This is a genomic window from Flavobacterium sp. 5, from assembly GCF_002813295.1.
Lineage (GTDB): Bacteria > Bacteroidota > Bacteroidia > Flavobacteriales > Flavobacteriaceae > Flavobacterium.
Window position 1 is genome coordinate 3,285,928 of sequence record NZ_PHUE01000001.1, and the last position, 11,909, is coordinate 3,297,836.

11 protein-coding genes are annotated in these 11,909 nt (G+C 31.4%); 5 read left to right on the forward strand and 6 right to left on the reverse strand.

Annotated features, from left to right (window positions below):
* Positions 1-50 precede the first annotated feature (50 nt).
* The 4 genes from CLU82_RS13680 to CLU82_RS13695 all read right to left on the reverse strand — a co-directional run bounded on the left by CLU82_RS13680 (position 51) and on the right by CLU82_RS13695 (position 5,304).
* On the reverse strand, positions 51-1,877 hold the full coding sequence (locus CLU82_RS13680; protein ID WP_100843609.1) for an ABC transporter ATP-binding protein: 1,827 nt from the start codon (positions 1,875-1,877) through the stop codon (positions 51-53).
* 8 nt (positions 1,878-1,885) lie between these two features.
* A complete protein-coding gene (locus tag CLU82_RS13685; protein ID WP_100843610.1) occupies positions 1,886-3,613 on the reverse strand; it encodes a phospho-sugar mutase in 1,728 nt (575 codons plus the stop codon).
* Between the two features lie 188 nt (positions 3,614-3,801).
* Positions 3,802-4,758 (reverse strand): glycosyltransferase family 2 protein, encoded by a 957-nt coding sequence (locus tag CLU82_RS13690; protein WP_100843611.1) that lies wholly within the window; start codon positions 4,756-4,758, stop codon positions 3,802-3,804.
* Positions 4,759-4,761: 3 nt separating this feature from the next.
* Complete coding sequence (locus CLU82_RS13695) at positions 4,762-5,304, reverse strand: DUF4199 domain-containing protein (protein ID WP_100843612.1); 543 nt, start codon at positions 5,302-5,304, stop codon at positions 4,762-4,764.
* Positions 5,305-5,541: 237 nt separating this feature from the next.
* On the opposite strand from CLU82_RS13695, the gene CLU82_RS13700 reads away from it, so the two are divergent.
* From CLU82_RS13700 to CLU82_RS13715, 4 genes are all read left to right on the forward strand, one after another.
* On the forward strand, positions 5,542-5,793 hold the full coding sequence (locus CLU82_RS13700; RefSeq protein WP_100429768.1) for a type B 50S ribosomal protein L31: 252 nt from the start codon (positions 5,542-5,544) through the stop codon (positions 5,791-5,793).
* Positions 5,794-5,966: 173 nt separating this feature from the next.
* The gene (locus CLU82_RS13705) at positions 5,967-7,142 is read left to right on the forward strand and encodes a GlmU family protein (protein ID WP_100843613.1); all 1,176 of its coding nucleotides are present in this window, start codon (positions 5,967-5,969) and stop codon (positions 7,140-7,142) included.
* A gap of 90 nt (positions 7,143-7,232) precedes the next feature.
* Positions 7,233-8,042: an alpha/beta hydrolase gene (locus CLU82_RS13710; protein ID WP_100843614.1), complete on the forward strand. Its 810-nt coding sequence runs from the start codon at positions 7,233-7,235 to the stop codon at positions 8,040-8,042.
* 100 nt (positions 8,043-8,142) lie between these two features.
* Positions 8,143-9,777 carry an ABC-F family ATP-binding cassette domain-containing protein gene (locus CLU82_RS13715; RefSeq protein WP_100843615.1) on the forward strand — a complete coding sequence of 545 codons (1,635 nt, stop codon included), beginning with the start codon at positions 8,143-8,145 and terminating at the stop codon, positions 9,775-9,777.
* Positions 9,778-9,827: 50 nt separating this feature from the next.
* Here the strand turns inward: CLU82_RS13715 and CLU82_RS13720 are convergent, their stop codons facing one another.
* A complete protein-coding gene (locus CLU82_RS13720) occupies positions 9,828-10,130 on the reverse strand; it encodes a GNAT family N-acetyltransferase (protein ID WP_100843616.1) in 303 nt (100 codons plus the stop codon).
* A gap of 391 nt (positions 10,131-10,521) precedes the next feature.
* On the opposite strand from CLU82_RS13720, the gene CLU82_RS13725 reads away from it, so the two are divergent.
* Positions 10,522-11,187, forward strand: coding sequence for an alpha/beta hydrolase (locus CLU82_RS13725; protein ID WP_100843617.1), 666 nt, complete (start codon positions 10,522-10,524; stop codon positions 11,185-11,187).
* Between the two features lie 12 nt (positions 11,188-11,199).
* Here CLU82_RS13725 and CLU82_RS13730 read toward each other — a convergent pair whose 3' ends face one another.
* Positions 11,200-11,895, reverse strand: coding sequence for a thioredoxin family protein (locus CLU82_RS13730; protein WP_100843618.1), 696 nt, complete (start codon positions 11,893-11,895; stop codon positions 11,200-11,202).
* Positions 11,896-11,909 lie beyond the last annotated feature (14 nt).

Below are 11,909 nucleotides of genomic sequence, written 5' to 3' on the forward strand. Positions count from 1 at the left end.
ATACTTTGCCTCTTTATTATGGTAGGTTTAAAATACGGAAATTATAGTAATTATTCTAATGATTGCATTGTTACCAATTTGTTATATGTACCATTCATAGCAATTAGTTCTTCGTGTTTTCCTTGCTCCACGATTTTACCTTTTTGCATAACTATAATTAAATCTGCTTTTTGAATAGTAGAAAGACGGTGCGCAATTACGATCGAAGTTCTGTTTTGCATCATGTTTTCAAGGGCCACTTGTACAAATTTTTCGCTTTCAGTATCTAGTGCAGATGTAGCTTCGTCCAAAATCATAATTGGAGGATTTTTCAAAACAGCACGGGCAATAGAAAGACGTTGTTTTTGTCCTCCTGAAAGTTTATTTCCACTGTCGCCAATGTTAGTGTAAATTCCTTTTGGTAACTCTTTTACAAATTCGTAAGCATTAGCTATTTTTAAAGCTTCGATGATTTCATCATCAGTAGCATCTAGTTTTCCTAATGAAATATTGGCTTTTATAGTATCATTAAATAAAATGCTATCTTGAGTTACTAGTCCCATCAATCCACGAAGTGATTGTAAGTTTAAATCTTTTATGGGTATTCCGTCAATCAAAATTGTTCCTTCATTAACATCATAAAATCGAGTCAATAAATTAGCAATGGTGCTTTTTCCACTTCCTGATTGTCCAACAAGAGCAACGGTTTGTCCTTTTTTTACTGTAAGTGAAAAGTTTTTTAGGACGTTTTCATCTTCGTATTTAAAATTGATATTTTGAATTGCAATTTCCGAATCGAAAGTGTTTTTTTCTATCGCATCTATTTTACTGGTAATTGTGTTTTCCTGGTCCAGAATTTCTAAAACACGCTCTGCAGCTGCATTTCCTCTTTTGATAGCATAGGATGCTTTTGAAATTGATTTAGCAGGAGTAAGGATGTTGTACGCTAGTCCCATATAGGCTATAAATGAAGCTCCATTAAGTGTTTTGTCTATCAAAACCATATGACCTCCATACCAAAGCAAAATAGCAATAACCATAATTCCCATAAATTCACTGGCAGGTGAGGCTAAATTTTGACGATTACCAATACTGTTTGATAAGATAAAAAAACGTTGAGTTGATTCTTGGAAAACACGGTTGAAGTAGTTTTCGGAATTATAACCTTTTACAACTTTTAATCCACCCATAGTCTCTTCAATGGTAGATAAAAAGACTCCCTGTTCTTCCTGTGCTTTGGTAGACTTTCTTTTTAGTTGTTTACCAATAAGAGAAATAATATAACCCGAAACAGGAATAAAAATAAACACAAAAAGGGTTAATTGCATACTTATGGTAACCATTGTGATTAATGTAAAAATAATGGTAAGTGGTTCTTTTACTATAAGTTCAAGTATAGACAAGAAAGAGTTTTGTACCTCGTTTACATCTCCGGAAATTCTGGAAATTACATCACCTTTTCTTTTTTCAGAATAAAAAGCCAAAGGCAATTCAATCGTTTTTTTGTACATGGCATTTCGCATGTCTTTCAAAATACCATTGCGTAAAAAATTAATAAAAAACATAGCGAAATAGTCGCATAAATTTTTTAATAAAAATATAGAAATTATTATGGCAACCATTATGGTTAAAGTACGGCCAACACCAAATGTATCGGTTGTATGGGTGATGTAATAACTTAAATAATTTTCACCAAATTTCTTAAGTTCCCAAATGCCATTATAAACAGGCATGGCTGTGTTTCTTTTGGTTTGATCAAATAAGACCTGCATCATAGGTATTAATGAAACAAACGAAAGTGTACTAAAAAGTGCATATAGAACATTAAAGAGAATGTTCATATAAGCATATTTTTTGTACGGAATTACAAAAGGGAATATTCTTTTAAAGTTGTTCATTTAGTAATTTAGCTCAACTGCATAGCAGTAATTATGTTTTTAATTTTGTTATCTAGAGTAGTTTCTACTTTTGTAAAGTTTTCTACGCTGTCTAATTCAGTATTTACACTGATGTAGAATTTGATTTTTGGTTCGGTTCCACTTGGTCTTGCACAAATTTTAGATCCATCTTCAGTGTAATAGATTAATACATCTGCTTTTGGCATATCTATGGTTTCTTCTTCACCAGTAAGTAAATTTTTAGCAACAGACGATTTGTAATCTTCTAACATAATTACTCTTTGTCCGTTGATTTCTTTTACAGGATTTTCACGTAAAGAGATCATCATCTGATTGATTTCGGCTAAACCTTCCATTCCTTTTTTAGTAATCGAAATCAAATGCTCTTTATAAAAACCATGTTCTACATATAATTGTAATAATTCTTTGTAAACTGTGCTTCCTTTAGCTTTTGCCTGAGCGGCTAATTCGCAAATCAATAAAGTAGCAGCAACTGCATCTTTGTCACGTACTGCATCGCCTACCATATATCCAAAACTTTCTTCTCCACCACCGATGAATTCTAATTCTGGGAAATCCTTAATCATTTTGGCAATCCATTTGAAACCAGTCAACCCAACTTTGAATCCAACTTCATAAGCTGAAGCCAATTCCATAATCATTGGTGTAGAAACAATTGTAGAACCTACGAATTGTTTTCCATTAATTTTACCCGCTTTTTTCCATTTTTCTAATAAAAAAGCAGTCATTAAAATCATCGATTGATTTCCGTTCAACAAGGTCATTTTGCCTTCATTATTTCGAACTGCAACACCTAGGCGGTCACAATCAGGATCGGTGCCAATAACAATATCAGAGTTGGTTTTGTCTGCCAATGCCAATGCAAGTGTTAATGCTTCTGGTTCTTCAGGATTTGGAGATTTTACTGTTGGGAAATCACCATTTGGAACTCTTTGTTCTTCAACAATGTTTACGTTTTTATATCCTGCTTGGGCAAAAGTATCAGGCATTGCTGTAATTGAAGTTCCGTGTAAAGAAGTAAAAACAATATTAAGGTTGTCTTTTGCTTCTTGTGGCGTTCCGAAACTTGCATTTTCGATAGTCGATTTTATGAAAGCCTGATCAATTTCAGTATCTATATATTGAATCAAATCTTCGTTTGCATCAAATTTGATTTGGTCGTATTTTAAATTTTCAATAGTATCAATAATAGCTCCATCTTGTGGAGGAACGATTTGTCCACCATCTTCCCAATATACTTTGTAACCATTGTATTCTGGTGGATTATGAGAAGCAGTCAATACAATTCCACATTGACAGCCTAAATGTTTTAATGCAAAAGACAATTCGGGAGTTGGTCGTAAATCTGAAAATAAATACACTTGAATGCCATTTGCAGAGAAAACATCGGCAACTACTTTAGCTAACGATTTACTGTTATGACGGCAGTCAAAAGCAATAACGGCTTTTATAGGTTGGTTAGGAAAAGATTTATGTAAATAATCAGAAAGTCCTTGAGTGCTTTTTCCAAGTGTATATTTGTTAATGCGATTGTTTCCAACCCCCATTACACCGCGCATTCCTCCAGTTCCAAATTCTAAATTTTTATAAAAACTCTCTTCCAATTCTTTTGGAGAAGTCGTCATTAATTCCTTTACGGCAACTTGCGTTTCATTATCAAACGTAGGAGTTAACCATTCGTTTAGTGCGTCTAAAATGTTTTGTGCTATGTGCATTATATATTTAGTTTAAAGTTGTTAATCTATTTTATAAATTTAAGAATATCAGTTTTTAGGAGCTATTCCTGCTATTCGTTGCAATCTTTTTATTTTTAAAGGAAAAATAAAAAGGATTTCCACTTCTATCAGGGCTAGTCAGAGTAATCAGGTTCTAATATTCAAATTTGTGCTAAGATTTTAATTTATTAAAAGTTGACTTCAGTCGAAACTTTGTAACGTTCTTCATTATTTTTAGTTCTCAAAATGATTTCACCAAGAAAACCTGCCAAAAACAATTGTGTTCCCAAAATCATTGTTGTCAAGGCTATAAAAAACCAAGGATTGTTAGTTACCAAAGTATATTTCATTCCATTGTACATATGGTATAACTTTGAAATCCCAATATATCCTGCCGAACAAAAACCAATGATAAACATAAAGGAACCTAGGGCACCAAATAAATGCATTGGTCTTTTTCCAAATCGAGAAAGAAACCAAATTGTAATCAAATCAAGGAAACCATTAATGAAACGTTCCATTCCAAATTTGGTTTCTCCGTATTTTCTAGCTTGATGTTGAACTACTTTTTCGCCAATTTTTCCAAAGCCTGCATTTTTCGCCAAAACTGGAATGTACCGGTGCATTTCGCCAGATACTTCTATGTTTTTTACAACTACATTTTTGTATGCTTTCAATCCGCAATTAAAATCGTTTAATTCCACTCCAGATGTTTTTCTAGCGGCCCAATTGAATAATTTTGATGGGATATTTTTGGCTACAACAGAGTCGTATCGTTTCTTTTTCCAACCCGAAACCAAGTCAAATTTTTGTTCTGTAATCATTTCGTATAAACCTGGAATCTCGTCTGGGCTATCCTGTAAATCGGCATCCATTGTAATGATTACATCTCCTTTTGCTTTTGCAAAACCAGCATGTAAAGCTTGAGATTTACCAAAATTTTTCATGAACCGAATTCCTTTTACATTAGGATTCTCTATGGCAAATCCTGCAATAATACTCCAAGATTCATCTGTACTTCCGTCATCCAGAAAAATGATTTCGTAACTATAATTGTTAGATTTCATAATTGAAATGATCCAAGTGTACAATTCTTGTAATGATTCCTCTTCGTTAAGAAGCGGTATGAGTATTGATAAATTCATTAATTAGATACTTTGAGGGTTTTCATTTCTTACAATTACACCTACTATAAGAGAATAAAATAAACCAATGAAAGAATACATTGCAAGTGTTACTGGAAAAACAATAAAGGGGTTTGTGAATTTTTTCATCATTGCTAAACCTGATTCTATTTGTTCGCTAGTAAGATTTGGATTGCTCTTAAGCATTCCTTCTCTTGTAATGGCAACCATTTCATCAACAAATTCAGGGAAAATTAAATTGAAAACTACACTAAAAGCAGCATATATAAGTGCAGCAATAAATGTTATAGAAACTCCAATTTTAAGACATTCAATAAAAGAAACAAATCCATTATTTATGTTTTTTTTATAATTGTTGCACCCTATATATATGAATAGTATTGGTAATATAAGATAATTGGCAATGTTTACAATTGTTCCAAACATTGTATTTACTAATGATTTCATACCAATTACATACATAACTGTAAATTCCAAAACCATAATTACACCAAACAAAACGCCATAAATAATTCCAGATTTTGCTGGGGATGTATTTTTTTCCATAAAAGCTCTTTTTTATTAATCTACAAATATAGCAATTCCCAATATAATGGCGTGTAAAAAATGATTTTTACGGCTATATAAAAAAAGTGAGACAAAGGTTTGTATATTAAAAAATAAGTGTAAATTTGCAAACTCAAAATAATATTGTAAAACAAAAAGTTATAGCAAGTTTATACCTTTTCTGTTAGAAGAAAAGCTTCAAGACAAGTTATAATTAACAAATAAAAAAGATTCAAGATGAAAAAAGGTGTACACCCAGAAAATTACAGATTAGTTGCTTTTAAAGACATGTCAAACGAAGATGTTTTTATTACTAAATCTACTGCTGATACTAGAGAAACTATTATTCACGAAGGTGTTGAATATCCAGTTGTAAAAATGGAGATTTCTAGAACTTCTCACCCTTTTTACACAGGTAAATCTAAACTTATCGATACTGCAGGACGTATTGATAAATTTAAAACTAAATACGCTAAACACGCTAAATAATTTTAGCTGTTTTTTAAATATTTCTAAAGCCTCGCAATTTGCGAGGCTTTTTTTATGAAATTTCATTTCCTTTCTTTTGGGATGAGATGTTATAGCTCGGTAAACATTTAAAAATAATTGTAACTTTGCGGTGATAACCAAAATCACATTTTAACAATTTATAATTACATTTTATGAACTATATACTTTTTGACGGCCCCGCTCGAAATGCTTTATTACCCTTTACTTTTACTCGACCTGTTGCTGATATTTTGGTTGGAATTATGACAATTCGTCAAAAATGGGAAGCAAGATTGGGATCTACAACTACAACGGTTACTGAGGAATATTTATCAGAGAAATTTCCAATGGTAGAAATGGAAGAAAATGTAATGATTAATGCTTCTTTTTTGCCTAATGATGTTTTGGTTGAAATGGTTAGTGATCTTGGGCCTAATCAAGCTATTTTTAAAGGAGATGATATTGTGGCATTTTATACAAATGACGAACAAGAATCAGTTGATTTTGATTGTTATGAGATTATAGAATACAATGAAGAGGGAATTACTATTGAATATACTTGGGATATTTTCTCTAAAAATGATGCTGCGATTCGTGAAGATTTTGAATTTTTAACGGAAGATAGAAAATCCCAGCCAATCCCAAAAAGTGTAAATGTAATTGCGCCTGAAAATGTTTTTATTGAAGAAGGAGCTAAATTGGAGTTTGTAACCTTGAATGCTTCTTCTGGACCAATATATATAGGTAAAGATTCTGAAATCATGGAAGGATCTATCATTCGTGGTCCATTTGCTTTATGCGAAAATGCACAAGTAAAAATGGGAGCCAAAGTGTATGGAGCTACTACAGTTGGCCCGTATTCCAGAATAGGAGGAGAGGTGAAAAATGCAGTTCTTTTTGCGTATTCAAACAAAGGGCATGATGGATTTCTTGGAGATTCAGTATTAGGAGAATGGTGTAATATTGGAGCCGATAGTAATAATTCTAATTTAAAAAATAATTACGAAGAAGTGAAATTGTGGAATTATGAGACTGAAAGTTTTACAAAAACAGGGCTTCAGTTTTGTGGCTTGATGATGGGTGATCATAGTAAATGCGGAATAAATACAATGTTCAATACTGGAACTGTGGTAGGAGTGAGTGCTAATATTTTTGGTAGTGGTTTCCCACGCAATTTCGTGCCTAGTTTTTCTTGGGGAGGAGCAACAGGATTTACGACTTATGTTACCAAAAAAGCATTTGAAACTGCAAAATTAGTAATGAGTCGAAGAAATGTGGATTTTGATGAAAAAGAAGCTGCAATCTTAGAGCATATTTTTGAGGAATCTAAGAAATGGAGAAAAGAGTAAAAAAAAATAGAAAATCCGTCTAACGAATACAATGTAAATCATAGGTTTTGTTTTTTAAACATAATTTTATCCTGAAATTGTTACTATAATATGAGAACAATAAAATTTGTTTTGGTTACATTGATTGCTTTTTTTGGATTGATTTATTTATTAATCATTTCTTATATTTATTTTCATCAAAGAGAAATGGTTTTTGACGCTTCAAAACTTTCGAAGGATTATAAATTTGAATTTGAAGGGGATTTTGAAGAGTTAAATATTTCATCTTTTGATAATTTGAAATTAAATGGACTTTTGTTTAAAACTAAAAAATCAAAAGGATTAATTTTTTATTTGCATGGAAATTCTGGAGCTCTTGATTCATGGGGAAGTATAGCTAAAGTGTATAATGATTTAGGCTACGATATTTTTATTTTGGATTATAGAGGTTATGGGAAAAGTGAAGGTGTAATCGAAAATGAGGAGCAGTTTTATAAAGATATATTGTTTTCATACAATAAATTAATTTCGAGATATAAAGAGGAAAAAACAATTATTATAGGTTATTCAATAGGAACTGGTCCTGCAGCATATTTGGCTTCAGTTGCAAAACCTAAATATTTAATATTGCAAGCACCTTATTATAATTTCATTGAATATTCAGGGGTAATAGTTCCATTTATGCCTAATTTTTTGAAAAAATTTAAATTTGAAACTAATAAATTTGTTGCTAAAATAAAATCTCCAATTTTTATCTTTCATGGAGATAAAGACAATGTTATTCCGTTTAGTAATTCTAAAAAACTGAGTGAAATATTAAAACCGACCGATCATTTTTATGTTTTAGAAAATCAAGATCATATTGGAATGAATGAGAACGAACAGTATCTTTTAGAATTGAAAAAATTGTTAGAAAAGTAAGTATAGCAACTTCCTAAGAATATCCTATCTTTGCGCCTTCAAAATTTAGGCGTTTGAATTTTTTTACTTCTTACTTCTAATCTCAAACTATAAAAAATTAATGATTACAATTAACGATATTTCGGTTCAATTTGGAGGTACAACGCTTTTTAGTGACGTGTCTTTTGCGATAAATGAAAATGATAAAATTGCCCTTATGGGTAAAAATGGTGCTGGTAAGTCAACACTATTAAAGATTATTGCAGGTCAGGGTAAACCTTCTACTGGAAATGTTTCTGTACCTAAAGATGCTGTTGTGGCATATTTGCCTCAGCATTTATTGACTACTGATGGTTCTACCGTAATGGAAGAAGCTTCAAAAGCTTTTGGTGAAATCTTCAGTATGAAATCCGAAATAGATGAAATCAATGAGCAATTAACCATTCGTACGGATTATGAAAGTGATGCGTATATGAAATTAATCGAAAGAGTTTCTGATTTAAGTGAAAAATTCTATGCTATTGAGGAAGTTAATTATGAAGCTGAAGTAGAGAAAATTTTAACTGGACTTGGTTTTGTTCGCGAAGATTTCTCCCGTCAGACTACTGAATTTTCTGGAGGTTGGAGAATGAGAATCGAATTGGCTAAAATTCTGTTACAAAAACCCGATTTGATTTTATTAGATGAGCCTACCAATCACATGGATATTGAAAGTATTCAATGGTTGGAAGACTTCTTGATCAATTCGGCGAAAGCGGTTGTGGTAATTTCGCACGATAGAGCTTTTGTAGATAATATTACCAATCGTACTATTGAGGTAACAATGGGACGTATTTATGATTATAAAGCAAAATACACTCATTATTTAGAGTTGAGAAAAGACCGTCGTTTGCATCAGCAAAAAGCCTATGATGAGCAACAAAGAATGATTGCTGATAATAGAACTTTTATTGACCGATTCAAAGGGACGTTTTCTAAAACAGATGCGGTTCAGTCAAGAGTTAAAATGCTTGAAAAATTAGTTATTGTTCAAGTTGATGAAGTGGATACTTCTGCATTAAAATTGAAATTTCCACCTGCAGCACGTTCTGGACAATATCCTGTAATTGTAAAGGAAATGTCTAAGTCTTACGGAGATCATGTTGTTTTCAAAGATGCCAATATTGTTATTGAAAGAGGGCAAAAAGTAGCCTTCGTTGGAAAAAATGGTGAAGGAAAATCAACGATGATCAAAGCCATAATGAAAGAGTTTGGTCCTGATAGCGGTTCTGTTGAAATTGGTCACAATTCTCAAATTGGTTATTTTGCTCAAAATCAAGCGGCTTTATTGGATGAAAACGCTACTATTTTCGAAACTATAGATGATATTGCAGTTGGTGATGTAAGAACTCAAATAAAAAATATTCTTGGAGCTTTTATGTTTCATGGAGATGATATTACCAAGAAAGTTAAAGTGCTTTCTGGAGGAGAAAAAACACGTTTGGCAATGATTAAATTATTGCTTGAGCCTGTGAACTTATTAATTCTGGATGAGCCTTCCAATCACTTGGATATGAAAACCAAAGATATTATCAAAGATGCATTACGTGATTTTGATGGAACTTTAATCTTAGTATCTCACGATCGTGATTTTCTTGATGGTTTGGCTACCAAAGTTTTTGAATTTGGAAATAAACGAGTAGTTGAGCATTTCGAAGATATTACCGGTTTCTTGGCTCACAAGAAAATGGATAGCATGAAAGAAATTGAAAAATAAATTTTAGATTAAAATTGAAAGAGGCCGTTTTGTAAAAAACGGCCTCTTTTTTATATTCTTATTCCTGGTGGGAGTAGTTCTTTATAAGATGGATTTTTTTTGAAAAACACTACTGTTCTAGGGAGGATAGGTACTACTTTTAATTTTTTTTCAATGGCAATTTCCATGATGTTTTTTAGAAAATTAGAAATAAAATCTTCGTCAGTGAAGTTTTCCGGAACATTAATCTTGGTTAGAAATATTTTTTTCTCTTGAAATGAATATTCTAAAGAAACTATTCCTGTTTCTACTTTTGTTTCAAATTGTCTGGCAAAAGCATTGTCTTTAATTTCTAATTTTGTTATCGTTTCCATTTTTGATGTTGTTGATGAAATGATGTGTAAATGTTTACGGAGTAGTGTTAAAATACTATAGCCATGTTTTTATTTATGTTCTAATTCCAAAAATAAATATTTTGGTTTATATCTGAATAAGTCGTTTGTGTAGTTTTGGTTGAATAAAGTGCAAAGGTAATGATTTGATATTCAGTAACAAAAGTTTTATGATTAACTTAGTAAACTAAATTTCAAAAGAGTTTGTGTAGTAGGTGTCAACGCTGTTTTGAATTTTGTAAAAAAAATCAATTTTTTCATAAAAAAGTAAGAGAAGTAATCAGTAGGAGAGGATAAAATTTTTAATTTTAAAGAATTATAAAGAAGAAGTTTTGCTTTAATTTATCTATGAATAAAATAAATGTAAATTATTATGAATAAGATTCCGGTTTATTTTATGCCTGGTTTAGCGGCAAGTGTTGCCATTTTTGAAAGAATAAAACTTCCTGAATCTGAATTTGAAATGATTTTTTTGGAATGGGAAATACCGAATATAAAGGAGACATTGTATGAATATGCCAAACGAATGACTGAAAAGATTGTGCACAAAAATCCAGTTTTGATTGGAGTTTCTTTTGGTGGTATTTTAGTTCAGGAAATGGCTCGTTTTATTGCGGTTCGAAAAGTTATAATTATTTCGAGTGCAAAAAGTAATTTGGAGTTTCCTCGAAGAATGGTTCTTGCTAAAAGTACAAAGGCATATAAATTGATTCCTATAAGTTTGGTTCAAAATATTGAGAGTCTTGCTAAGTTTTCTTTTGGGAAAAAAGTAAATGAAAGGCTTAAGTTGTATGAAAAATTTCTTTCAGTGCGGGATAAACGATATTTGGATTGGGCAATTGAGCAGGTAATTTTATGGGATAGAACTACTGTTGATCTAGATGTAATTCATATTCACGGAGATGCAGATGATGTTTTTCCTATTAAGTACATTAAAAAATGTATTGTTGTGGCGGGAGGAACTCATGTTATGATTCTTAATAAATACCGATGGCTAAATACTAATTTGCCTCTGATTATTTTAGGGAGTGAAATTTAAAAATGTAATCAATTAATTGGTAGTAAAGCTTTTGTTTTTAGTTACTGAATTAACAAGGTTTTCATTAATGTCTTTACTAAAATAATTATAACTAGTTGTTATAGCTTCTTTAATTGGTGTTTTTAATTTGATTATATTGTCAAAGTGTTTAACATTGACCACGTTTTTATTTTCGTCAATGAAGATAGAGGTTGGAAAGCCTAAGTTATGTTTGATTGTAGAAATTATATGTGAGTCTTTGGCGTAATACTCGTTTGCGTAACACACTTTTATATTGTCGCTAAATTTGTAAGCGATATTTTTTATGTCGCTTTTTTTATCCCAAAATACCACAATGAATTGCAAATCATTTCTGTGTTCTTTTGCGAGTATATTTAATGCAGGAATTTCACCTTTAGGAATAACGCACCATGAAGCGTAAGTGATTATAAATATAGGTTTGTTGATTCGGTTAATTTTCACATTTTTTTCTTTGTAAACTTTAAGGCTGAAATCATCAAATTTTGTTCCGATGAGCTTTGTTTTTACTAAAGAATCAAAAAGTTTTTTTCCTTCTTTTATATCGTTGCTTTCGTAAGCTTTGTTTGATGCTCTCTTGTAAGGGTTGATATTTCCTTTTATTGCGTCGGAAAAATATACAATTGTATCTTGGCTGTATGAGAAGTACATATTGAAAAGAAGCAATAAGGTGAGTATTTTTTTACACATAAAATATTGAAATT

Bases quoted from the DNA above. Each gene is read 5' to 3' on its own strand.
- CLU82_RS13680 (WP_100843609.1), bottom strand. From the start codon at position 1,877: ATGAACAACTTTAAAAGAATATTCCCTTTTGTAATTCCGTACAAAAAA.
- CLU82_RS13685 (WP_100843610.1), bottom strand. From the start codon at position 3,613: ATGCACATAGCACAAAACATTTTAGACGCACTAAACGAATGGTTAACT.
- CLU82_RS13690 (WP_100843611.1), bottom strand. From the start codon at position 4,758: ATGAATTTATCAATACTCATACCGCTTCTTAACGAAGAGGAATCATTA.
- CLU82_RS13695 (WP_100843612.1), bottom strand. From the start codon at position 5,304: ATGGAAAAAAATACATCCCCAGCAAAATCTGGAATTATTTATGGCGTT.
- CLU82_RS13700 (WP_100429768.1), top strand. From the start codon at position 5,542: ATGAAAAAAGGTGTACACCCAGAAAATTACAGATTAGTTGCTTTTAAA.
- CLU82_RS13705 (WP_100843613.1), top strand. From the start codon at position 5,967: ATGAACTATATACTTTTTGACGGCCCCGCTCGAAATGCTTTATTACCC.
- CLU82_RS13710 (WP_100843614.1), top strand. From the start codon at position 7,233: ATGAGAACAATAAAATTTGTTTTGGTTACATTGATTGCTTTTTTTGGA.
- CLU82_RS13715 (WP_100843615.1), top strand. From the start codon at position 8,143: ATGATTACAATTAACGATATTTCGGTTCAATTTGGAGGTACAACGCTT.
- CLU82_RS13720 (WP_100843616.1), bottom strand. From the start codon at position 10,130: ATGGAAACGATAACAAAATTAGAAATTAAAGACAATGCTTTTGCCAGA.
- CLU82_RS13725 (WP_100843617.1), top strand. From the start codon at position 10,522: ATGAATAAGATTCCGGTTTATTTTATGCCTGGTTTAGCGGCAAGTGTT.
- CLU82_RS13730 (WP_100843618.1), bottom strand. From the start codon at position 11,895: ATGTGTAAAAAAATACTCACCTTATTGCTTCTTTTCAATATGTACTTC.